This window comes from Mycobacterium arosiense ATCC BAA-1401 = DSM 45069, from assembly GCF_002086125.1.
GTDB classification, from domain to species: Bacteria; Actinomycetota; Actinomycetes; order Mycobacteriales; family Mycobacteriaceae; genus Mycobacterium; species Mycobacterium arosiense.
Map to the genome: position 1 here is coordinate 1 of NZ_MVHG01000083.1, position 22989 is coordinate 22989.

At 69.3% G+C, this 22989-nt stretch carries 19 protein-coding genes and 1 tRNA gene; 11 read left to right on the forward strand and 9 right to left on the reverse strand.

Features of this window, described 5'->3' with window-relative positions; genetic code table 11:
* Nucleotides 1–78: 78 nt before the first annotated feature.
* The gene (locus BST14_RS22620) at nucleotides 79–1116 is read right to left on the reverse strand and encodes a PAS domain-containing protein (protein ID WP_083066607.1); all 1038 of its coding nucleotides are present in this window, start codon (nucleotides 1114–1116) and stop codon (nucleotides 79–81) included.
* A gap of 73 nt (nucleotides 1117–1189) precedes the next feature.
* Nucleotides 1190–3529: a DEAD/DEAH box helicase gene (locus BST14_RS22625; protein ID WP_083066593.1), complete on the reverse strand. Its 2340-nt coding sequence runs from the start codon at nucleotides 3527–3529 to the stop codon at nucleotides 1190–1192.
* 283 nt (nucleotides 3530–3812) lie between these two features.
* On the opposite strand from BST14_RS22625, the gene cspA reads away from it, so the two are divergent.
* The 3 genes from cspA to topA all read left to right on the forward strand — a co-directional run bounded on the left by cspA (nucleotide 3813) and on the right by topA (nucleotide 7806).
* Nucleotides 3813–4016, forward strand: a complete 204-nt coding sequence (cspA, locus tag BST14_RS22630; RefSeq protein WP_007166602.1) for a cold shock protein CspA — start codon at nucleotides 3813–3815, stop codon at nucleotides 4014–4016.
* Nucleotides 4017–4181: 165 nt separating this feature from the next.
* Complete coding sequence (locus BST14_RS22635) at nucleotides 4182–4781, forward strand: hypothetical protein (protein WP_083066594.1); 600 nt, start codon at nucleotides 4182–4184, stop codon at nucleotides 4779–4781.
* A gap of 202 nt (nucleotides 4782–4983) precedes the next feature.
* Nucleotides 4984–7806 (forward strand): type I DNA topoisomerase, encoded by a 2823-nt coding sequence (topA, locus tag BST14_RS22640; protein ID WP_083066595.1) that lies wholly within the window; start codon nucleotides 4984–4986, stop codon nucleotides 7804–7806.
* Between the two features lie 14 nt (nucleotides 7807–7820).
* On the opposite strand, the gene BST14_RS22645 is transcribed toward topA, so the two are convergent.
* The gene (locus BST14_RS22645) at nucleotides 7821–9449 is read right to left on the reverse strand and encodes an adenylate/guanylate cyclase domain-containing protein (protein WP_083066596.1); all 1629 of its coding nucleotides are present in this window, start codon (nucleotides 9447–9449) and stop codon (nucleotides 7821–7823) included.
* Nucleotides 9450–9603: 154 nt separating this feature from the next.
* On the opposite strand from BST14_RS22645, the gene BST14_RS22650 reads away from it, so the two are divergent.
* Nucleotides 9604–10830 (forward strand): DNA polymerase III subunit delta', encoded by a 1227-nt coding sequence (locus BST14_RS22650; RefSeq protein WP_083066597.1) that lies wholly within the window; start codon nucleotides 9604–9606, stop codon nucleotides 10828–10830.
* Nucleotides 10831–10884: 54 nt separating this feature from the next.
* Nucleotides 10885–10960 (forward strand) — tRNA-Thr (locus BST14_RS22655).
* 19 nt (nucleotides 10961–10979) lie between these two features.
* On the opposite strand, the gene BST14_RS22660 is transcribed toward BST14_RS22655, so the two are convergent.
* On the reverse strand, nucleotides 10980–12797 hold the full coding sequence (locus BST14_RS22660) for a hypothetical protein (RefSeq protein ID WP_142279547.1): 1818 nt from the start codon (nucleotides 12795–12797) through the stop codon (nucleotides 10980–10982).
* Here BST14_RS22660 and BST14_RS22665 point away from each other — a divergent pair.
* Nucleotides 12763–13707 carry an NAD-dependent epimerase/dehydratase family protein gene (locus BST14_RS22665; protein ID WP_142279548.1) on the forward strand — a complete coding sequence of 315 codons (945 nt, stop codon included), beginning with the start codon at nucleotides 12763–12765 and terminating at the stop codon, nucleotides 13705–13707. The genes BST14_RS22660 and BST14_RS22665 overlap by 35 nt on opposite strands.
* On the opposite strand, the gene BST14_RS22670 is transcribed toward BST14_RS22665, so the two are convergent.
* From BST14_RS22670 to BST14_RS22680, 3 genes are read right to left on the reverse strand one after another with little or no spacing between them, the layout of a single operon-like run.
* Nucleotides 13704–14045: a DUF2304 domain-containing protein gene (locus tag BST14_RS22670; RefSeq protein ID WP_083066599.1), complete on the reverse strand. Its 342-nt coding sequence runs from the start codon at nucleotides 14043–14045 to the stop codon at nucleotides 13704–13706. The two genes, BST14_RS22665 and BST14_RS22670, sit on opposite strands and share 4 nt — an antisense overlap.
* Nucleotides 14046–14068: 23 nt before the next feature.
* On the reverse strand, nucleotides 14069–14764 hold the full coding sequence (gene ppgS, locus BST14_RS22675) for a polyprenyl-phospho-N-acetylgalactosaminyl synthase PpgS (protein WP_083066600.1): 696 nt from the start codon (nucleotides 14762–14764) through the stop codon (nucleotides 14069–14071).
* Between the two features lie 35 nt (nucleotides 14765–14799).
* A complete protein-coding gene (locus BST14_RS22680; protein WP_083066601.1) occupies nucleotides 14800–16062 on the reverse strand; it encodes a hypothetical protein in 1263 nt (420 codons plus the stop codon).
* A gap of 129 nt (nucleotides 16063–16191) precedes the next feature.
* On the opposite strand from BST14_RS22680, the gene BST14_RS22685 reads away from it, so the two are divergent.
* A complete protein-coding gene (locus BST14_RS22685; protein WP_083066609.1) occupies nucleotides 16192–17322 on the forward strand; it encodes a DUF475 domain-containing protein in 1131 nt (376 codons plus the stop codon).
* Here BST14_RS22685 and BST14_RS22690 read toward each other — a convergent pair.
* Complete coding sequence (locus BST14_RS22690; protein ID WP_083066602.1) at nucleotides 17303–17791, reverse strand: inorganic diphosphatase; 489 nt, start codon at nucleotides 17789–17791, stop codon at nucleotides 17303–17305. The two genes, BST14_RS22685 and BST14_RS22690, sit on opposite strands and share 20 nt — an antisense overlap.
* 142 nt (nucleotides 17792–17933) lie before the next feature.
* On the opposite strand from BST14_RS22690, the gene dacB reads away from it, so the two are divergent.
* Genes dacB through hpt form a run of 4 tightly spaced genes read left to right on the forward strand, consistent with a single transcriptional unit; the run spans nucleotide 17934 to nucleotide 21992 of the window.
* On the forward strand, nucleotides 17934–19319 hold the full coding sequence (gene dacB, locus BST14_RS22695) for a D-alanyl-D-alanine carboxypeptidase/D-alanyl-D-alanine endopeptidase (RefSeq protein WP_142279549.1): 1386 nt from the start codon (nucleotides 17934–17936) through the stop codon (nucleotides 19317–19319).
* Nucleotides 19316–20377, forward strand: coding sequence for a zinc-dependent metalloprotease (locus BST14_RS22700; RefSeq protein WP_083066610.1), 1062 nt, complete (start codon nucleotides 19316–19318; stop codon nucleotides 20375–20377). The genes dacB and BST14_RS22700 overlap by 4 nt, the downstream gene beginning before the upstream one ends.
* On the forward strand, nucleotides 20356–21330 hold the full coding sequence (gene tilS, locus BST14_RS22705; RefSeq protein WP_083066604.1) for a tRNA lysidine(34) synthetase TilS: 975 nt from the start codon (nucleotides 20356–20358) through the stop codon (nucleotides 21328–21330). The genes BST14_RS22700 and tilS overlap by 22 nt, the downstream gene beginning before the upstream one ends.
* A 50-nt stretch (nucleotides 21331–21380) precedes the next feature.
* Nucleotides 21381–21992 carry a hypoxanthine phosphoribosyltransferase gene (hpt, locus tag BST14_RS22710; RefSeq protein ID WP_083066605.1) on the forward strand — a complete coding sequence of 204 codons (612 nt, stop codon included), beginning with the start codon at nucleotides 21381–21383 and terminating at the stop codon, nucleotides 21990–21992.
* 31 nt (nucleotides 21993–22023) lie between these two features.
* Here hpt and BST14_RS22715 read toward each other — a convergent pair whose 3' ends face one another.
* Complete coding sequence (locus BST14_RS22715; RefSeq protein WP_083066606.1) at nucleotides 22024–22764, reverse strand: SIMPL domain-containing protein; 741 nt, start codon at nucleotides 22762–22764, stop codon at nucleotides 22024–22026.
* Nucleotides 22765–22989: the final 225 nt, after the last annotated feature.

Genomic DNA, 22989 nt, shown 5'->3' on the forward strand with positions numbered 1-22989 from the left:
AGACAAGCCACACCCCACCCGGAGGTTCTCCTCACATCAAGCCAACACGCCTGCTACCAACGTCTGGTCCGAGTACAACTAGGGCGCGGCGTCCGGCGTCGGCGACAATCCCGCCGAGGCCAGTTCGTCGTCGGTGGGCAGGCGCAGGGAGACAAGTCCGGCGTACGTATCCGGTTCCAGTTCCACCCGGTTGACGGTGACGTGCACCGGCACCCAGTCCCCGTCGTTGCCGGGCAGGCGCAACACCCGGCTGGTGGCACCCCCGCTGAATTCCCTTGTCATGGTGGACATCAGGTCCTGGTCATCGGGGTGGACCCGGGGCTTGCCCGTCTCGCTGCTGCGCCAGTCGTAGAAGGTGCAGGGATCGTCGAGCCATTTCAGCAGCGACCAGGTGTTGAGGTCGATCAGTGCGCGGTGCACCCCGGCCTGGGCCAGGCCGCTGAGGATTCGTTGTGCCAGATCGTCGGTCGATACCTCCGGGCCCTTCAGTTCGGATTGCCAGTTGATTGCCCGCGCCACCAAATGCTCCCGGCCGTCGGGGCCCGGTTCCAGAATCGTGCGCGCGACAAAGCCAATCCGGATGGACTCTCCCCGCCAGTCGGTGAGATCCCAAGTGCTGCAGAGTGTTTGGTCCGGCTTGGCTCTGACCGCCATGGCCAGAACCTTGGTTTCGTTCGGGTTGAGTTCGCGCGACGGCAGATCCTCGGCGAAAGCCCTGCCGAAGGTGACTTCGACCTCGGGATTCTTGCCGCTGTTGATCAGCGATTCGCGGGTATCGGTGGCCACGCCCAGGGTCAGGTCCCACTTCAGCGGCCCCGGGACGGGTCGCTCGGGCGGCTCGGCGTCAGCGGGGCCGGTCCAGACATGCACGCCGTGGATGAACCCGTCGGACATCACCACGGGTTCGGTGCGAATGATGCGGTCTCGCTTGGGCGTGATGCTGGTCAGGGCCTGGCCGGTCTGCACCGACTCGGCGATCGCGGTGCGAACCGCGGCGAGATAGGGACTGCGGCGCAGGAACGTGGTGATGGGGACGAGGTTCTTGAGTTGGCGGCCCTGCGCCACGACGGTGGGATCACCCCCGAGTGTCTCCACGAGCAACCAGTCGTGGGCCATGCGGCCGATCTTACGGCGCGGGCTCGAATGCATGGGAGTGCGGCCTTGCGCACACAGCCCGGCAGGCCGATCGTCACCCGCCGGGACCGCCGTTGCGCGGGCCCGCCGCCAGCTCCGCGAGAACCAGCTTCAGCACCAGCACCGCGCCAGCCTTATCGAGGGGGTCGTTGCCGTTGCCGCACTTGGGAGATTGCACGCAGGATGGGCACCCCTTGGGGCACTCGCACGCCTCGATGGCGGCGGCCGTCGCCCCCAACCAGGTGCGGGCCTGGCGAAAGCCCCGTTCGGCGAACCCCGCGCCGCCCGGATAGCCGTCGTAGACGAAGACGCTGGGCAGGCGGGCCGGATCGGGCCCGACGGCGGTGGACAGACCGCCGATGTCCCCGCGATCACAACTGGCCACCAGCGGCAGCAACCCGATCGCCGCGTGCTCGGCCGCGTGCAAAGCTCCGGGGATCCGCGTCGCCTCAATACCATTGCGCTGCAACGCATCTTCGGTGATCGTGTACATCGCCGCCATGGTGGCCAACGTGTGCTCCGGCATGTCGAGTTCGATGAAGTCGATCACCTCTCCGGACAGCCTGCGCCGTAAGTACCCCACCACCTGATGGGTGACCCGGACCGGCACCAGGCCCAGGGTGACCGGCCCGAAGGTCAGGCGCTCGCCGCTGCCGGTGATCGCGATGTCGGTGATCTCCCGCGCGTACGTCGCGTAACCGGGATCCTCGGCGTGAACGAACGCGATGCCTTCCTCGGAGTCCAGCGAGTCCACCACGTAGCTGTCGCCCTGGTGCAGGTACACCGCGCCGGGATGGACGGTAGCCGGCGCCTGACCCGCGCCGGCGTTGCCCAGCAACCTGCCGGTGTCGGCCTCCACGATGACGATCTGACCGCCCGCCGAACCCCGGATGTCCACCGCGGCATGGGGTTCCAGGCCGGGCGCCGGAAAGTACCTTCCGCTGCGCCGCCGCAGCAGCCCGTCATCGACCAGGCCGTCGGCCACCTCGGTGGCGCCGAGGCTGCGCACCTCGGCATCATCCAACGGCAGTTCGGTTGCCGCGCACAGCAGCTGCGGACCCAGGATGTACGGGTTGGCAGGGTCGATCACGACCCGCTCGACCGGCTTGTCCAGCAGCGCCGCCGGGTGGTGCACCAGATACGTATCGAGCGGATCGTCCCGGGCGACCAGCACTACCAGCGCGCCCTGGCCGCGCCGCCCGGACCGGCCGGCCTGCTGCCAGAACGAGGCGACCGTGCCGGGAAAGCCGGCGAGCACCACCGCGTCGAGGCCGGCGATGTCCACGCCCAGCTCCAGCGCGTTGGTGGTGGCCAGGCCCCGCAACCGGCCCTCGGCGAGCGCCCGCTCCAGCGCGGTGCGGTCCTCGGCCAGGTAGCCGGCCCGATACGACGCCACCGTGCGGGACAGCTCCGGAGCGATGTCGTCCAGCCTCGCCTGGGCGCCGAGCGCGGTCAGTTCCGCGGCGCGGCGGGACCGCACGAACGTCAGCGTCTGAGCGCCCTCGGCGATCAAGTCGGCCATCACCCGCGCCGCCTCCGCGCCGGCGGATCGCCGTACCGGTGCGCCGTTCTCGCCGGTCAGGTCGGCCCGCAGCGCGGGCTCCCACAACGCCACGGTCCGGGCGCCCTGCGGTGCACCGTCCTCGGTGACCTCCTCAACCGGAAGCCCGATCAGTTCGGCGGCCGTCGCGCCCGGCGAATCCGTTGTCGCGCTGGCGAAGATGACCGTCGGTGACGACCCATAACGGGCGCACAACCGCAGCAGGCGGCGCAGCACCATCGCCACGTTGGAGCCGAATACCCCGCGGTAGTAATGACATTCGTCGACCACGACGAAGCGCAGACTGCGCAGCAGGACGGCCCAGCGGGCGTGGTTGCGCAGGATCGACAAGTGGATCATGTCGGGGTTGGAGAACAACCACCGCGAACGTTCCCGTGCGAAGCGGCGGACCTCGGTCGGGCTGTCCCCGTCGTAGGCGGTGGGGGCGACGTCATGCAACCGCGGAATCGCCGTCGTCAGCGCGTGCGCGGCGCGCAATTGATCGTGGCCCAGCGCTTTGGTCGGCGACAGGTAGAGCACCCGGGTGCGCGGATCGGTCGCCAGCGCGTTGAGGACCGGAAGCTGGTAGGCCAGCGACTTGCCTGAGGCGGTACCGGTGCCGAGCACGACGTGACGGCCCGCGTACGCCAGGTCGGCGGCCGCGAACTGATGCGACCACGGTGATGTGATCCCGCGCTCGGCGAACGCGCCGATGACGTCGGACTCGGCCCAGGCGGGCCAATCGCGCGGGCGGCCGCTGCGCGGCGGCAGTTCGGCGACGTGACGCAGCGGATGCTCGTCGGCCGGGGTCCCGGCGAGCGCGGCGGCCAGCAGCTCGCTGCCGAAACTCGCCATCACTCTTCCTCCGGCATCCGATTGTGAATCGGCCGCCGCAGCGGCCTTCGAATCGGCGGAAGACGCAAGTCTGTCGCCGACGCGATGAACATGGTTGACTATTTGCGGTCGCAGCTTCTGTGTTCGTGTCACACTTTCGCAGGATCGACGTTGCGGCCGCGGTTCCTGCGAGGTTAATCGGTCGGGTGAAGTTCCGGCGACTCAGCGAGGTATGGCGGTCGTACCAGGCCCGGGGCATCGAAAGGCGATGCCCCGCACCCAGAAGAAAAGGAAATATCGAGAGATGCCACAGGGAACTGTGAAGTGGTTCAATGCGGAGAAGGGCTTCGGGTTCATCGCCCCTGAAGACGGTTCCGCGGATGTGTTTGTCCACTACACGGAGATCCAGGGTTCGGGCTTCCGCACCCTCGAAGAGAACCAGAAGGTCGAGTTCGAGATCGGCCATAGCCCTAAGGGCCCCCAGGCCACCGGAGTCCGCTCCGTCTAGACCGAGAGCAGACCTCAACGGATACCCCTCGTGCAGACCCGCCCAGCGGGTTCAGCCGGGGGGTTTCCTCTTTTTTGCGGCAACCAGGCGTGCATCCCTGCCGATACCGGACGCGCGCCGGTTGCCTCAAGACGCGGGCGGGCACCCTGGCCTACTGTCGGTGGCGTGAGCCAGCTTTCCTTCTTTACAGCGGAGTCGGTGCCGCCCGCGGTCGCCGATCTTTCCGGAGTGCTGGCGGCGTCCGGGCAGATCGTCATCGTCGGTGCCACCGGTGAAAATGCCGTCGCGGGTGCCAGGTTGTCGGTGGTCGTCGACCAGCCGTGGCGGGCGTCGGCGCTCGCCGAGATGATCCGAGAGGCGGGTCTGGTCGCCGAGACCAGCCGGACCGACGAGGACAGCCCGTTGGTGCGCACCGCCGTGGATCCCGCGCTGATCACGCTGGCCGCCGAATGGACGCGCGGAGCGGTCAAGACCGTGCCGCCGCGCTGGCTGCCCGGGCCGCGTGAGCTGCGGGCGTGGACGCTGGCGGCCGGAAATCCGGAGGGCGAGCATTACCTGTTGGCCCTGGACCCCCACGCGCCGGACACTCATTCGCCCTTGGCGTCGGCGTTGATGCGCGTCGGGATCGCGCCCACCCTGATCGGCACCCGGGGCGGCCGCCCCGCGCTGCGGATCAGCGGACGCCGCAGGCTATCGCGCCTGGTAGAGAACGTGGGGGAGCCGCCCGAGGGCGCCGAGGCGTCCGCGCGGTGGCCGCGCGTCTAGCCGGCGGATATCGGTCGAATCTCCGCCGTTGTCGCGGAGGTCAGTTTGCGCAGGCCCGCCCGAGGGTGCGAAATTGTCAGGTGCCGCGGGGCGAAGGAACGGTCGCGTACCTGAATTTCACCGGAATTTTCGACGCCGACCTGTCATTCTTCCTGCAGTGGTCTCGCAGGGGGGACCAATCACGGATGGAGCGTAAGGGCAGTTGGCTGACCCGAAATTAAAGGAAACCGGTAGCGGCGGGAACGGCAGCCGCCGGCGACTCGTGATTGTCGAGTCGCCCACCAAGGCGCGCAAACTTGCCGGCTACCTGGGCTCCAGGTACATCGTCGAGTCCTCGCGCGGCCACATCCGCGACCTGCCCCGGGCCGCCGCCGACGTGCCGGCGAAGTTCAAGTCGGAGCCCTGGGCGCGCCTTGGGGTCAACGTCGACGCGGACTTCGAACCGCTGTACATCATCAGCCCGGAGAAGAAGAGCACGGTCACCGAACTCAAGGGCCTGCTCAAGGAAGTCGACGAGCTCTATCTGGCCACGGATGGCGACCGCGAGGGCGAAGCCATCGCCTGGCACCTGCTAGAAACCCTCAAGCCGAACATTCCGGTGAAGCGGATGGTGTTCCACGAGATCACCGAGCCGGCCATCCTCGAGGCCGCCGAAAACCCGCGCGACCTGGACATCGACCTGGTCGACGCGCAGGAAACCCGGCGCATCCTGGACCGGCTGTACGGCTACGAGGTCAGCCCCGTGCTGTGGAAGAAGGTCGCGCCCAGGCTGTCGGCGGGCCGGGTCCAGTCGGTGGCCACCCGGATCATCGTGCAGCGCGAACGCGACCGCATGGCGTTTCGCAGCGCCTCCTACTGGGACATCGTTGCCCAGCTGGACGCCAGCGTGTCCGACCCGCAAGCTTCGCCGCCCATCTTCACCGCCCGCCTGACCGGCGTCGACGGCCTGCGGGTGGCCACCGGCCGCGACTTCGATTCGCTGGGTCAGCTGCGCAAGGCCGACGAGGTGACCGTTCTCGACGAGGCTCGGGCCACTGAGTTGGCCGCGGGCCTGCGTGGGGCACAGCTGTCCGTCGCGTCGGTGGAGGAGAAGCCTTACACCCGGCGCCCCTACGCCCCGTTCATGACCTCGACGCTGCAGCAGGAAGCGGGCCGCAAGTTGCGGTTCTCCTCCGAGCGCACCATGAGCATCGCCCAGCGGCTCTACGAAAACGGCTACATCACATATATGCGTACCGACTCCACCACCCTGTCGGAGTCCGCGATCAACGCCGCCCGCACGCAGGCCCGCCAGCTCTACGGCGCGGAATACGTGTCCCCGTCGCCGCGGCAGTACACCCGCAAGGTCAAGAACGCCCAAGAGGCGCACGAGGCGATCCGGCCCGCCGGCGAGACGTTCGCGACCCCGGACGCGGTGCGCCGCGAGCTCGACGGGGACGACTTCCGGCTCTATGAGCTGATTTGGCAGCGCACGGTGGCCTCGCAAATGGCCGACGCCCGCGGCACCACGCTGAGCCTGCGGATCGGTGGTCAATCGGGCGGACGTGAGGTGGTGTTCTCGGCCAGCGGTCGCACCATCACCTTCGCCGGCTTTTTGAAGGCCTACGTGGAGACGGTGGACGAATTGGCCGGCGGCGAGGCCGATGACGCCGAGAGCCGGCTGCCGCAGCTGACCCAGGGCCAGCGGCTGGACGCCATCGAACTCACCCCCGACGGCCACGCCACCAACCCGCCGGCTCGCTACACGGAGGCGTCGCTGGTCAAGGCGCTCGAAGAGCTGGGCATCGGCCGGCCGTCGACGTACTCGTCGATCATCAAGACCATCCAGGACCGCGGCTACGTGCACAAGAAGGGCAGCGCCCTGGTGCCGTCCTGGGTGGCGTTCGCCGTAACCGGTTTGCTGGAACAGCATTTCGGGCGCCTGGTCGACTACGACTTCACCGCCGCGATGGAAGACGAGCTCGACGCGATCGCCTCGGGGCAGGAGCGTCGCACCGACTGGCTCAACAATTTCTACTTCGGCGGCGAGCACGGGGTGGCCGACTCGGTGGCTCGCGCCGGTGGCCTGAAGAAGCTCGTCGGCGTCAACCTGGAAGGCATCGACGCCCGAGAAGTCAACTCCATCAAGCTCTTTGACGACGAACAAGGTCGGCCGGTCTACGTCCGGGTGGGCAAGAACGGGCCCTACCTGGAACGAATGGTGACCGGCGACCCCGATGATCCCAGCGGCGAACTCAAACCGCAGCGGGCCAACCTCAACGACTCGCTGACCCCGGACGAGCTGACGCTGGAGGTGGCCGAGCAGCTGTTCGCCACGCCGCAGGAGGGTCGTGTGCTGGGGGTGGACCCGAAAACCGGTCACGAAATCGTCGCCAGGGATGGCCGGTACGGGCCATACGTTTCCGAGGTCCTGCCGGAGCCGCCGCCCGACGACGACGGCGGCGCAGCGCCCGCGAAGAAGGGCAAGAAGCCCAACGGTCCCAAGCCCCGCACGGGCTCACTGCTGCGCACGATGGATTTGCAGACTGTCACGCTCGAGGACGCGCTGCGGCTGCTCTCGCTGCCACGGGTGGTCGGTGTGGACCCCGACACGGGTGAGGAGATCACCGCGCAGAACGGCCGTTACGGCCCATACCTCAAGCGCGGCAACGATTCTCGCTCGCTGGCGACCGAGGAGCAGATGTTCGACATCACCCTCGAGGAAGCGCTGAAGATCTACGCCGAGCCCAAGCGCCGCGGCCGGCAGGGCGCCGCCGCGCCGCCGCTGCGTGAGCTGGGCGCCGATCCGGCGACGGGCCGGCCGATGGTGATCAAGGATGGCCGGTTCGGCCCCTACGTCACCGACGGTGAGACGAACGCCAGCCTGCGCAAGGGTGATGACGTCGTCTCGATCACTGACGAGCGCGCCGCTGAACTGCTGGCCGATCGCCGGGCCCGTGGCCCGGCCAAGCGTCCCGCCAAGAAGGCGACTCGCAAGGCCCCGGCCAAGAAGGCGGCGGCGAAGAAGGTCGCCAAGCGCAGCTGATTCGGCTCGGGGTTTCAGTACCCCGGGCCGATGGCCTCGCCGGACATCTCCTCGGTCCGCGGCCGGGCCGGCGCGGAGTCGGGCGTTCCGGCCAGGTGCACCGGGCGCGCCAGCTGGGTCGGCGCCCGCCGGCCGCGCAGCTCGACCACCTCGCCGACGTCCCAGCATAGGGCCTCGGCGTCCAGCGCCCCGCTGACCGCGATCGCCGACGCGAGCACGTGGCCGGGCTCGAGCTTGGCCAGCTCGGTGAGCCGGGCGGCCTCGTTGACCGGGTCGCCGATGACGGTGTACTCGAAGCGGGCCTGGGCGCCGATGTGACCGGCGATGGCCCGCCCGGACGACACCCCGATGCCGAACTCCGCCGAACCGATCACCGGCAGCAGCGCGTCGTGCAATTCCCGGGCCGCGGCCAGCGCCCCGCCGGGCGAGTCGGGGTGTTCGATCGGCGCACCGAAGATGGCCAGCGCGGCGTCACCCTGGAACTTGTTGACGAAACCACCATGCTTGCCAACGGTTTCCACCACCACCCGGAAGAACTCGTTGAGCAGGTGGACGACCTCGGCGGGTGGCCGGGTCGAGGCCAGCTGGGTGGAGCCGACCAGGTCGACGAACAGGACCGCGACGTCGCGTTCCTGGCCGCCCAGCTCGGTGCCGCGCTCCAGCGCCCGGCGGGCCACGTCCTCACCGACGTAGCGGCCGAACAGGTCTCGCAGCCGCTGCCGCTCGGACAGGTCGCGCACCATGTCGTTGAAGCCCGCCTGTAGCAGGCCGAGCTCGCTGGCGTCGTAGATCTGCATGTGCGCGTTGTAGTTTCCGCGTTGCACCTCCGAGAGCGCCCAGCGCAGCTGGCGCAGCGGATCGGCGATCGACATGGCCGCCAGCAGGGTGCTGACCAGGCCGATGCCCAGCGCCGCCAGCGCCAGCAGCAGGATGGGGGTGAACAGCTTCTCCGGCGTGGCGTGCAGCAGCGAGGTCTTGTCGGCCACCACCGCCAGCACGATCGCCAGCACCGGCACCGCGGTGGACAGCATCCAGGTCAGGATCTGGCGCAGGATGACGCCGGGCGCCTTGACGTTTTCGGGCACCCCGCTGCGCAGGGCGGCCACCGCCACGGGCCGCAGCACCCGTTCGGACTGCAGGTAGCCGATGATCGAGGTGGCCGCGGCGCCCAGCCCGGTGGCCACCGCCACCACGGGTGCGGCGTATCGGGCCACCGACCAGCTGGCGATGATGAACACCACGCTGCCGATGGCCCAGGCCACGATGCTGATCAGGGTGCGGTAGAAGGGCATCCGCAGCGCGCGGCTGCGGGCCAGTTCGGTGGCGGCCGGGTCGGCCTCGGCGAGCATGTTGTCGCGGCGCTGCCACCGGAACACGGGCAGCAGCAGCCGCAGCGTGAAGGCCAGACCGGTGAGGAACACGACGACCAGCGCGGTCGCGAAGATCGCCACGTTGAGCACCGGCAGGTCCTGCAGCTGGATGCGGTCCTCGGGCGGCAGCGCGTAGCGCAGGAAGCCGAGCACGAACAGGGCGCCGATGATGTCGGCCTGCAGCATGCTGAGCGAGAACAGCGGCCACGGCGTGCGCATCACCCAGCGGACGAATGCGCTGATCCGCCCCGGTAGTTCAGCCGCCGTTGTCACGAACCCACCGTATCGGGCGGCGCCGACCTCCCGGAAACATAATTTCGATCTCGGCAGGTCGACCGGGGCGCCCCGAGGGCGCCGAATATTACGGAATGGTCGCGGTACGGTGGCCGTTCGGTATCTGTCGGCACCGCCACTACTGTTACCGGTGATGTCCGGGGTGTTTACGCGGCTGGTAGGCCAGGACGCGGTGACGGCCGAGCTGCTGGCCGCCGCCCGAGCCGCTCGTGGTGACGCGGGCCACAGTGAGTCCGGCGGTGGGACTATGACACATGCATGGCTTATCACCGGGCCACCGGGGTCGGGGCGCTCGGTGGCGGCGCTGTGCTTCGCGGCCGCGCTGCAGTGCACGTCGACCTCTCAGGACGGCGAGCCCGGGTGCGGGCGCTGCCACGCGTGCACGACGACCATGGCCGGCACCCACGCCGACGTGCGCCGGGTGATCCCCGAGGGCCTGTCCATCGGCGTCGACGAGATGCGCGCGATTGTGCAGATCGCCTCGCGGCGCCCGGCCACCGGGAACTGGCAAATCGTGGTCATCGAGGATGCCGACCGGCTGACCGAGGGCGCCGCCAACGCCCTACTGAAGGTGGTCGAGGAACCGCCGCCGTCGACGGTCTTTTTGTTGTGCGCGCCGTCGGTGGATCCCGAGGACATCGCCATCACGTTGCGTTCCCGGTGCCGGCATGTGGCGCTGGTGACGCCGTCGGCCGAGGCGATCGCGCGCGTCCTGGTCGACAGCGACGGCCTGACGCCCGACACGGCGAACTGGGCGGCGTCGGTCAGCGGCGGTCATGTGGGCCGGGCGCGGCGGCTGGCCACCGACCCCGAGGCCCGGGCGCGTCGCGAACGGTCGCTGACGCTGGTGCGCGACGCCGCGACCCCGTCGCGGGCCTACGCCGCCGCCGAAGAGCTGGTTGCCGCGGCCGAAGCCGAGGCCGTCGTGCTGACCGCGGACCGCGCCGAGGCTGAGACCGAAGAGCTGCGCACGGCCCTGGGCGCCGGCGGCACCGGCAAGGGCACCGCGGGCGCCATGCGCGGCGCGGCCGGGGCGATCAAGGACCTTGAGCGACGCCAGAAGTCGCGCCAGACCAGGGCGTCGCGGGACGCGCTGGACCGGGCGCTCATCGACCTGGCGACCTACTTCCGCGACGCGCTGATGGCCTCCGCCGTAACAGGGGGAGCCGCGGCGGTGCGGGCCAACCATCCGGATATGGCCGAGCGGGTGGCTGCGCTCGCCGCCCACGCCCCGCCCGCGCGGCTGCTGCGCTGCATCGAAGCGGTGTTGGAGTGCCGCGAGGCGCTGGCGATCAACGTCAAACCCAAGTTCGCGGTCGACGCCATGGTCGCCACCATCGGCCAGCAACTGCGCGATTGATTTCGTAGTGTCCGCCCGGCTGCCGTAGACTCGTGCCGCCCGGCGTGCGGGTATGCCGCCTTAGCTCAGTCGGTAGAGCGATTCACTCGTAATGAATAGGTCGGGGGTTCGATTCCCCCAGGCGGCTCCATCTTTTTCGGCGGGCGCGTTCAGGCCGGCGCGACGAACCCCACCGGGCCCGACGCGATGCACAACGCCAGCGCGGTGGTGTTGGCCCGCACCGTGATCGTGTCCCCGGCGCCCGGCAACCGCGCGAAGACCCGGTTGAGTCCGGGATGCACGGGCACCTTGACCTCGGGGCCCTGCGTCAGCGACAACATCATCGAGCCCTCGCTGTTGGCCAGGTAGTTCAGCTCGACGGTCCAATCGGCGGGCAGCAGCGGACCGTCGAGGATCAGGCGCGCCGGCTGGTCCGGCTGGGCGAAATAGCCGCACCGCGGCATCGGCCCCGGCGCGATGGTCCGAACCCAGCTCACCCGCGCCTCGATCAGCCGGCCCGAGCCGTCGAACATGCGCAATTGTGTTGTCGCGGGCGCGAATTCGGGCCGATCCCGCAGCAGAGCGAACAGGTGGCTGGCCAGATTCTCCGGCGCGGCCACCCGCTGCAGCACGAACGGGTCGACCTCCTGATCCAGCAGCGGCGCGTCCGAGGCCGCGTGGGCCGCGGCCAGCGACGCGCGGGCGTTGCGCAGGTAGGGCTGGGCCGGGTTGTCGCGCCAGCTGGTCAGGAAGGTGGCCGTCGAGTACAGGCTGCCGGCCACGAACAGCACCGCCAAAACCATGGCCGCCGCGGTGCGTTTCGGCGACGCGTCGAGCCAGCGCGGCCCGGCCCGGCGGTTGGGCGCACACAACGCCACGGCGGCCAGCAGCGCCAACACCACGACCAGATCCGGCAGGTAGCGCAGCGTCTGCGCCAGCTCCAGCGCGGTCTGCTTCGACGACCGCATCAGATAGATCGGCACCTGGCAGGCCACGGTGTAGCCGACGGCGACCACCCAGACCGGCCCGATGCGCTCCTTGCGCACCAGCGACACCGCCAGCGTCCCGGCCAGGACCAGCCACCCGAGCGCCATCACCGACGGCGGCGGTGTGGCCCAGGGCGAGGCCGGCGCCCACCGGTCCCAGTGCCACGGCCCGCCGGCCAGCCCCGGCTCGATGCCGTGTGTGATGGACCGCGCCAGCAGCCGCCCTGTCATCGACAGGTCGGAACTCCACCGCTGCTGATTGACCACGGCCAGATACAGCGCGATCCAGGCGGCGGTGAGCGCCAGCGCGGCGATCCACAATCGCAGGCCGGCCCGCCAGAGGGTCGCCAGCGCCGATCCCGGGCCGCGATCGCCGGTCACGTGGCCAAGCAGCGCGGCCACCGCGAACGCGACGAACGGGATCACCGCCGCCTTCTCGAAAAACAGCAGCCCGCCGAGGTAGACCAGCACGCCGGTCACGGCGTACCGCTGTTTGCCGGTGCGCACCAGCAGCACGGCGTCCGCGCACACCCAGGCCAGCGCGGCCAGCATCGGCAACGAGTTCAGCGCGGCCGCCCACCACGCGAACCCGGGCACCGCCAACGGGGTGAACAACGCGAACGTGAACGGGATCAGCAGCACCGGCCGCCAGCCCAGGATGACGTGCAGCGCGCGCAACAACGCCAGCGAGGCCAGCAGTTGCAGCACCAGCAGGCTGACCGCCGGCCACGTCCAGTCCAGCGGCGCGAGCCGGATGATGCTGCCCGCGAGCAGAAATGCCCCGGGCATGACGTGCCCGTCGTGGTCGTCGAACAGATACGACGGCGCCAACAGGTTGTGGGTGCCGGCCTTGCCGATCAGGATCAGGTCGTCCCAATAGAAGTAGCCGCCGAACGCCAGCACCGCGCGCACGGCCAGCTGCACCGCGATGAGCGCGAACGCCACGACCGCTATGTATGGTGGGCCGGTGCGTGCACTGGTTACCGGGGCAGCCGGATTCATCGGCTCGACGCTAGTCGACCGTCTGTTAGCCGACGGTCATGCGGTGGTGGGGCTGGACAACTTCGCCTCCGGCCGCGCGACCAACCTCGAGCATCTGGCCGACAACCCGGCGCACGTCTTCGTCGAGGCCGACATCGTGACCGCCGACCTGCAGGCCATCCTCGACGAGCACCGCCCGGAGGTGGTGTTTCACCTGGCAGCCCAGATCGACGTGCGGCACTCGGTGGCCGACCCGCAATTCGACGCTTCGGTCAACGTGATCGGCACGGTGCGCCTGGCCGAGGCCGCACGCCGGGCGCAGGTCCGCAAGATCGTGCACACCTCCTCGGGCGGATCCATCTACGGCACCCCACCGCGCTACCCGACGCCCGAGAGCGTGCCCACCGACCCCGCGTCGCCGTATGCCGCGGGCAAAGTGGCGGGCGAGATCTACCTGAACACCTTCCGCCACCTGTACGGCCTGGACTGCTCGCACATCGCTCCGGCTAATGTCTATGGCCCGCGCCAGGATCCGCACGGTGAAGCCGGCGTGGTGGCGATCTTCGCCCAGGCGCTGCTGTCGGGTAAGCCCACCAAGGTTTTCGGCGACGGCAGCAACACCCGCGACTACGTCTTCGTCGACGACGTCGTGGACGCCTTCGTCAGGGCGTCCGGCGACGCCGGGGGCGGGCAGCGGTTCAACGTCGGCACCGGCATCGAAACCTCGGACCGCCAACTGCATTCGGCGGTTGCGGCCGCCGTCGGGGCGCCCGACGACCCGGAGTTCGCGCCGCCGCGGCTGGGTGACCTCAGGCGGTCATGCCTCGACATCGCTTCTGCGGCAGAGGTTCTGGGGTGGAAGCCAAAGGTGGAGCTGTCCGATGGGGTCGCCCGCACGGTGGAGTACTTCCGGCAGGCGCAGGTCGGCTAGGCCGTTTCTGGTGCCTGCGCGGATTCGATGGCCACGGCGCGGGCCAGCCGCGCGTAGCGCAGCTCCAAGTCCTTGAACCGCATGTACGTGCTGAGCGTGGTGAAACAGAACGCCATGATCAGTGCGTAGAGCATCAGGTCGGTGCCGCGGCGCACCCCGAACCACTGGGCCACCACCGTGGTGTCATCGGGCCGCAGCACCGCATAGATGCCACCCAGCACGAACCCCACGTAGCCGACTTTGACCCAGGCGCGCGCACGCGCGTTGCGGCGTGAGCGCAGCAGATAAACCAGCAGCGCGACGATCGACCCGATCAGCAGCACCTGAATCCAGTTCATGCTCCAACCCTTTCATCTGAAAGCTATTTCGGGATCCGACCACGCAGGAACCCGTCGAAGATGATGTTGACGCCGTTGAGCAGGGGCTGTCCCTTCGACCTCGAGTACTCGGTGTAAAGCACCTCGATCGGCTCTTCGGCGACGCGCCAATGGTTTTCGTCGATCAGCATGATGAATTCGTTGGCGTGGCTCATGCCGCTCATGGTGATGTCCAGCCCGTCGGCGACCTTCTTGTTGAACACCCGCAACCCATTGTTCGTGTCGGTCAGGCCAAGCCGGCGGCCGCGCCGGCTCAACCGCGCGGCGGTCTGCAGCACGATCCGTTTCACCAGCGGCGGCCGGGCCCCCTGCTGCGTGCCGAACCGGGTGCCGATGACGACGTCGACGTCCCCGACGCGCAACCGGTCGACCATGGTCACCAGGTCCTTGACGCGGTGCTGGCCGTCGGCGTCGAACGTGGCGAAGATCTGGGCCCCTGGCTGCTTGCGGGCGTACTCGACGCCGGTCTGGATGGCCGCACCCTGCCCGAGGTTGATCGGGTGGCGCACCAGGTGAGCCCCGGCCCGCCAGCCGATCTCGCCCGTGTCGTCGGCGCTGCCGTCGTCCACGCAGACGACATTGTCGAATACCGAGCGCACATCGGCGACCACCTCGCCGATGACTGCTGCTTCGTTGAAGGCGGGGATGACGACCCAGACGACCGGCGTTTCAGTATCCATCTAAGCCCACAAGGTACACGCTGGTGAAGGCCAAATCAGCCGGTAGAGCGCGTGGCGCGCGACAGCGCCACGAGATGGACGCCGATGCCCACCACCGGGCCGCACAGCAACCCGACCACGGTTCGGGTCTGCAGGGACAGCGGCAGCAACAGCAGCAATCCCGATGCGACCGTGGCGCCGACCCAACCCAGGGAGTAGGCCCGGTGCAGCGCGGCGGCCACCGCCGCCGCTCCGGTTAGCGTCAGCATGGCGATCGCCACCGCCGCCGCGGTCAGCCACGCCAGTAGCGCGCTGCCGGCCTGGTACTGCGCCCCGAAGGCCACCCGCAACAGCCAGGGGCCCACCACGCCCGCGGCCACCACCCCGATCGCGCCGATCGCCCCGACGATCGCGGCCGGGGCGAGCAACGCGCGAATCCGATCGCTGCGCTCGTCGACGAAATGCGCAATCAGGTTGCCCTGCATGGCCGTCAGCGGCACCAGCAGCGGCGCGCGGGTCAGCGTGACGGCCAGGATGATCACCCCGCCCTGCGCACCGAGCTCGGCGCTGGTCAGCTTCAGCAGCACCGGAAAACCCATCACCAGGATGGCGCTGGCGCCGGCCGCGGTGATCGAATGTGCCGCGCCCCGTAAGAAAATCGCGGTGCCGCCCGGGGTGAGCAGCCGGGCGGTTGCCCTGGTCGCCGGCGAGGCCACCAGCAAGATCAGCCAGGCGACCGCCCCCGCCACCGTCGACCACAGGAAGCCGGCCAGGCGCCACCCGAGCGCCACGGTGGTTGCGGCCACCGCCACCCGCAGGACCGCGTCGGTCACCATCAACGCGCCGTAGCGCGTCCACTGGTTGGTGCCGGCGAGCATGCCCAGCAAGGTGGCATGCACGCAGAACCCGGCCAGCCCGACCGACAGCAGCGCCACCGACAGCGGCCGCGCCTCGACGAACACCCGACCGCTCCACAACGGCGAACTGCCGGCGATCAGGACGGCCGCGGCCACCCCGACCAGCATGGCGACCCGCATCGGATGGGTGCGCCTGGTCGGAGCGACCTCGAGGTAGGACCCCCCGACGGAGCAAGCACGCACCTCGCGGGTGGTCTCTTGGAGCAGGCCGAAGCCCGCGCCGGTGACCAGCCCGAACGCCCCCCAGAACACCCCGAACACCGAGAAGCCGCTGGGCGCCAGGTCGCGGGCGGCCAGATAGATCACCGCATAACCGCACAGCGCCGTCACGGCGGTGGCGGTGCCGACCCTGGCCATGCTGCCGCGCGCCACCGGCCCCTGCGAGGCGCTGATCTCGGTCATCGGGACGGCGGCGCTTTCGGCCGACTGCCCCGATGTTTCGCCACAATTTGAAAATTCTATGCGGCCCGTAGCGGTCCGCCGGCCGCGACGATCCGGTTAACTACTGTGGACGGCGGCCGGAAAGGGACCATGTCCGCATTGCGCACCTTCGGGGTCTCGCTGTTGGTCACCGCGGCGGCACTCGGCCTCGGATATGCCTACGGCGGCTTCAAGGGTCTTTATCTGCTGCTGGTGCTGGCCGCCCTCGAGGTTTCGTTGTCGTTCGACAACGCCATCATCAACGCCTCGATCCTGAAGCGGATGAGCCGCTTCTGGCAACGGATGTTCCTGACGATCGGCATCCTCGTCGCCGTGTTCGGCATGCGGCTGCTCTTTCCGCTGCTCATCGTGTGGGCGACCGCGGGCCTGGATCCGGTGCGGGCGATGGAGTTGGCGCTGCATCCCCCGCCGCGCGGCGCGCTGCAGTTCCCGGACGGCTCGCCCAGCTACGAAAAGCTCGTCATCGCGGCCCACCCGCAGATCGCGGCGTTCGGCGGAATCTTTCTGTTGATGCTGTTCCTGGATTTCCTGTTCTATGACCGAGACATCAAGTGGCTCAAGTGGATCGAGATCCCATTCGCACGTATCGGCCGGCTGGGGCAGGTGTCGCTGGTGGTCGCCGGTCTAACGCTGGTTGGAGTGGGCACCCGGTTGACGCACTCCGGTGACGAGGCGGCAACGGTGCTGACCGCCGGGCTGCTGGGCATGGTGACCTACCTGGTGGTCAACGGATTGAGCCGGGCCTTTCGGCCATCCGACACAAAAGCCGACACCAAAGCCGACACCGGATCGGGCGCCCCGGCCGCCGCGACCGGCTGGGCCGGCCTGACGCTGTTCCTTTACCTGGAAGTCCTCGACGCCGCTTTCTCTTTCGACGGCGTCACCGGCGCGTTCGCCATCACCTCGGACCCCGTCGTCATCGCGCTGGGGCTGGGCCTGGTGGGCTCGATGTTCGTCCGGTCGATCACCATCTACCTGGTTCGCCAGGAAGCGCTGGGCCGGTACGTGTATTTGGAACACGGTGCGCACTGGGCGATCGGGGCGCTGGCCGTGATCATGCTGGCCTCCATCGAGCCGCGGTTCGAGGTCCCCGAGGCGGTCACCGCCTCGGTCGGGGTGGTGGTCATCGCGGCCGCGCTGGGGTGGAGCATCCTGCGCAATCGGCGCTACGCCCGCGCGGGCGTGATCAGCCCGACGCGCGTCAGTGCCCCTGGGTCTTGAACCGCTCGATCGAGCGCTGGATCTCCGCCTCGGCGTCTTCGCGGCCAACCCAGTCCGCGGCCTTGACGAACTTGCCCGGCTCCAGGTCTTTGTAGTGCACGAAGAAGTGCTTGATCACGTCCAGCTCGAACTCGGGAACGTCGCCGATGTCCTGGATGTGGTCCCAGCGGTGGTCGCCGGCCGGCACGCACAAAACCTTGTCGTCGCCGCCCTTCTCGTCGGTCATCCGGAACATTCCCACCGGGCGGGCCTCCACGATCACGCCGGGGAACACCGACTGCGGCAGCAGCACCATCGCGTCCAGCGGATCGCCGTCCTCGCCGAGGGTGTCTTCGATGAAGCCGTAGTCGGTCGGATAGGCCATCGCGGTGTACAGGTAGCGGTCCAGACGTAGCCGTCCAGTCTCGTGGTCGACCTCGTACTTGTTCCGCTGGCCCTTTTGGATCTCGATGGTCACGTCGAATTCCACCGCTCGGCTCCTTGTCTGTTAGGAAGGCGTCTGTTGGGGAAGGTGTCTGTTCGGGGGTAGGCCGAATTTGCTCTGGTACACCCTAGTCGAGCGCATCGGCGCCGATTCGGCAGAATGGGTCACCAGAGGAGTCAGGAGAGTCATGGCCCGTACTCGCTGGCAAAAATCCACCCCAGTGTTCATCGGGTTGGGCGTGCTGGCGTTTGTCGCCGCCGTCGTGGTAGCGGCAACGTTTTTCACCACGGCCGGGCACGGCGCCAACAGCGCGCACGCCCCGATCCCGCCACCGCACGCACCGACGGTGAAGCCCGGCATGGTCCCGGTGAGCGAGACCGCCGAGCTACCCAGCGGACCTGGCGTGGCCGCCATGCTGGCGCCGGTGGCGGGCGACCCCAACCTGGGCCACCTCGGCGGCCGGGTCACCGACGCCATCACCGGCAAAGAGCTGTGGCAGGTGGCCGCAGACATGCCGCTGGTGCCGGCGTCGACCAACAAGGTGCTCACGGCGGCGGCGGCGTTGCTGACGCTGGACCGCCAGGCCCGGATCAGCACCCGCGTGGTGGCCGGCAGTCAAAACGCCCAGGGCCCCGTCGTGCTGGTGGGCGCGGGCGATCCCGCGTTGTCGGCGGCGCCGCCCGGCGTCGAGACCTGGTACCGGGGATCGGCGCGGATCAGCGACCTCGTCGAGCAGATCCGCCGCAGCGGGGTGACGCCGACCGCGGTGCAGGTGGACACCTCGGCGTTCAGCGGGCCGACGATGGCGCAGGGCTGGGACCTCGCAGACGTCGACAACGGCGACATCGCGCCGATCGAATCGGTGATGATCGACGCCGGCCGCATCCAGCCCAGCACGGTCAACTCGCGGCGGTCCCGGACGCCTGCGCTCGATGCCGGCCGGGAGCTGGCCAAGGCGCTGGGCCTGGATCCCAACGCGGTGACGATCGCCACCGCGCCCTCGGGAGCGCGGCAGCTCGCGGTGGTCCAGTCGGCGCCACTGGTGCAGCGGCTCTCCGAGATGATGGACCACTCCGACAACGTGCTGGCCGAGAGCATCGCCCGGGAGGTGGCGGCCGCGATCAACCGGCCGCGCAGCTTCGCCGGCGCCGCCGACGCGGTGACCAACCGGCTGACCACAGCCCACGTCGACACCGCGGGTGTCGCCCTGCTGGATTCCAGTGGACTCTCGGTCGACGACCGGTTGACGGCCAAGACGCTCGACGGGGTGCTGCAGGCCGCGGCGGGGCCCGACCAGCCGCCGCTGCGGGCGCTGCTGGATCTGCTGCCGGTCGCCGCCGGCAGCGGGACGCTGGCCGATCGCTTCACCGACGCCTCCACCGCCCAGGGCCCCGCGGGCTGGCTGCGGGCCAAGACCGGCTCGCTGACCAACATCAACGCGCTGGCCGGAGTGCTCACCGACCGCAGCGGCCGGGTGCTCACCTTCGCGTTCCTCTCCAACGACGCCGGCCCGAACGGCCGCAACGTGATGGACGCGCTGGCGAGCCGGCTGTGGTCCTGCGGGTGCTCATGACGCCGGCGTCGGACCTGACGTTGGGCACCGCGGTCGACTGGCGGTTTGCGGCCACGGTGGGTCGGCGGCTGGCCAGGCCTGGCCCGCCATCCAGCGACTACACCCGCCGTCAGGTGATCGACGAACTCGCGACGTCGTCGGTCAAGGCCGAACCGTTGGTGCGCGACGTCACCGGCCTGATCACCAACGGCGTTGTGCCGAATGCCCGGATCGTCGACCGCCCCGATTGGATTGCCGCGGCCACCGAGTCGATGCGGGTGATGATGAACGGTGCCGAGAAGCCGCGCGGCTTTTTCACCGGCCGCGTCACCGGCGCGCAGACGGGCGCCGTCCTGGCCTACGTGTCCTCGGGGATTCTCGGCCAATACGACCCGTTCGCCACCGACAACGGGACGAAAATCGGCTGCCTGCTGCTGGTCTATCCGAACGTCATCGCCGTCGAGCGGCAGCTGCGCATCGACCCGTCCGACTTCCGGCTGTGGGTCTGCCTGCACGAGGTCACCCATCGCGTGCAGTTCACCGCCAACCCGTGGCTGCCCGATTACATGACACAGGCGCTGGGCCTGTTGACCCGCGACGGCGGTGAGGACATGGGACAGGTCATCGGCCGGCTCGCCGACTACGCGCGCAACCGCGCCAGCGGGGCGCCGGAATTCGACGCCAACTCGGCGGGGATCCTCGGCCTGGTGCGCGCGGTGCAGTCCGAACCGCAGCGGCAGGCGCTGGATCAGTTGCTGGTGCTGGGTACCCTGCTGGAGGGCCACGCCGACCACGTCATGGACGCCGTCGGGCCGATGGCGGTGCCGTCGGTGGCCACCATCCGCCGCCGGTTCGACGAGCGTCGCCACCGCAAGCAACCGCCGCTGCAGCGGTTGTTGCGCGCGCTGCTGGGGCTCGACGCCAAGCTCAGCCAGTACACCCGCGGCAAGGCGTTCGTCGACCACGTGGTGGGCCAGGTGGGCATGGCCCGGTTCAACGCCATCTGGACGGGACCCGAGACGCTGCCGCTGCCCATCGAAATCGAAGAACCCCAGCGATGGATCGACAGGGTGCTGTAGGCCAGCTGCGCGCGGCTGTCGAGGCGTTCGTCAAGACCCACCTCGACACCGACGAACCGTGGTGCGTGGCGCTGTCGGGTGGGCCGGATTCCCTGGCGCTCGCCGCCGTCGCCGCCCGGCTGCGGCCCACCACGGCGGTAGTCGTCGACCACGGGCTGCAACCCGACTCGGCCACCGTCGCCGAAACCGCGCGGCATCAGGCCCTGGCGTTGGGATGCGTTGCGGCCCAAGTGATTCGGGTGCAGGCGGGCGGCCAGGGCGGCCCCGAGGCGGCGGCGCGCGCCGCGCGCTACGCCGCGTTGAGCGCCCATTGCTCCGGCCCGGTGCTGCTGGGTCACACGCTCGACGACCAGGCCGAGACCGTGCTGCTGGGACTAGGTCGCGGGTCCGGTGGGCGATCGATCGCCGGGATGCGTCCCTACGATCCGCCGTGGTGCCGGCCGTTGTTGGCGGTGCGCCGGGCGGCCACGCACGCCGCGTGCCGGGAGCTGGGGCTGGCCCCGTGGCAGGACCCGCACAACAGCGACCGCCGCTTCACCCGGGTTCGGCTGCGCACCGAGGTGCTGCCGCTGTTGGAAGACGTGCTCGGCGGCGGGGTGGCCGAGGCGCTGGCCCGCACCGCGACGGCGTTGCGGGAGGACTCCGAGCTGCTCGACACAATGGCCGCCCGGGCGCTGCCCGGAGCCCGGGCGGACGCGGGCCTGCGGGTGCCGGCGTTGGCGGCGTTGGACCCCCCGATGCGCCGCCGGGTGATCCGGGCCTGGCTGCTGGCCGGCGGGGCAACGGGCCTGACCGACAGGCAAATCCGGGGGGTCGACGCCCTGGTCACCGGTTGGCACGGGCAGGGCGGGGTGGCGGTGGGCTCGTCGTTGGCCAACGAGCGACTATTCGCGGGACGCCGCGACGGTGTGCTGATGCTGTGGCGTGAGCCGGTCGGCAAGCCGGTCCATTAGCCGCAATACCGGGGCTGCCGTTGGTTATTCGCTCGCCGTCGTGGCACTCTGTGGGCGTGGCCCAGATCTCCTCGGCGATCACCCCCGCTCAGCCCGCGGAGCTTTATCCCGGGGATATTGAGTCTGTCCTGCTTACGTCGGCGCAAATTCAGGCGCGAATCGCCGAACTCGGCCAAGAGATCGGGGATTACTACCGCGACATCGCGACGGAGACCGGTCAGGACCTGCTGCTGATCACCGTGCTCAAGGGCGCTGTGATCTTTGTCACCGACCTGGCCCGCGCGATCCCGGTGCCGACCCAGTTCGAATTCATGGCCGTCAGCTCGTACGGGTCGTCCACGTCCTCCTCGGGCGTCGTGCGGATCCTCAAGGACCTGGACCGCGATATCGAGGGCCGCGACGTGCTGATCGTCGAGGACGTCGTCGACTCGGGCCTCACCCTGTCCTGGCTGTTGCGCAACCTCAAGACGCGGCGCCCGCGTTCGCTGCGGGTGTGCACGCTGCTGCGCAAGCCGGACGCGCAGGGCGCCCATGTGGACATCGCCTACGTGGGCTTCGACATCCCCAACGACTTCGTCGTCGGATACGGCCTCGATTACGACGAGCGATACCGGGACCTGTCCTACATCGGCACCCTGGACCCCAGGGTCTACCAGCAGTAGATCCGGTCGGGCTCAGTCACATAGCGATGCGCTAATCCAACTCCCACACCGCGGTCACCGAGAAGTTCACGGTCTGCTGGCCGGGTTCCAGCGGAACCATGGACGGCATCGCTCGGGGCGCCCCGGCCGGCGGCGGGGTGTTGCCGGTGGCCTCCGAGATGGACAGCACCCGTCCCAGCCGAAGCCCGGACAGCTGGGCGTACTGCTCGGCGCGGCTCTTGGCGTCGTTGAACGCGCGCGTCCGGGCGTCCTTCACCAGCTGCGAGTCGTCGGCGATCGAATAGCGGACCGACTTGATCCGGGTGGCGTCGCCGCCGGTGCCGACGATGAGGGCCAACAGCCGCGACGCGGCGTCGGTCGGGTGGATCTTGACGGCGATGGCGTTGGTGGCGCGGTATGCGGTGATGGCGGCGGTGGCCCTGGGCTCCGGGTTGTTGTATTCGCCGGACAGCGTGACCTCGGTGGTGCTGATGTTCTTGCGGTCGACGCCGGCGCCGGTCAGTGCGTTAATGACCGCCTGCTGACGGTCGTTGGTCTGGTTCATCGCGGTGGTGACGTCGGGTGCGGTGAATTCGATGCCCACGTCGGCGGTCAGGGTGTCCGGGACGCCCTGGACCTGGCCGGTACCCATGACCGTCACCTGCCGGGGGTTGGCCCCGGGCTGCGGCGCGTTGTGCTTGTCGCACGCCGACATCGCGGCGATCGTCAGTCCTGCCGCGGCCGCGGCGATCGATCGGCGGGCAAACCTCGATGCATTCGGTGCGACGGGCATGACTGGCACCCTAGCGTCCGGACCGGAGTCAGAAGGGCGGGTCGTCCGGCACGGGCTGGGGCAACGGCTCGTCCGGCACCCAATCGCTCGGCAGTTCCTCCGGTTCTCTGGGATCGTTCACCCAGGTGCAGAATGGACTGGTGCTAGGTGTACTCGGACCAGACGTTGGTAGCAGGCGTGTTGGCTTGATGTGAGGAGAACCTCCGGGTGGGGTGTGGCTTGTCT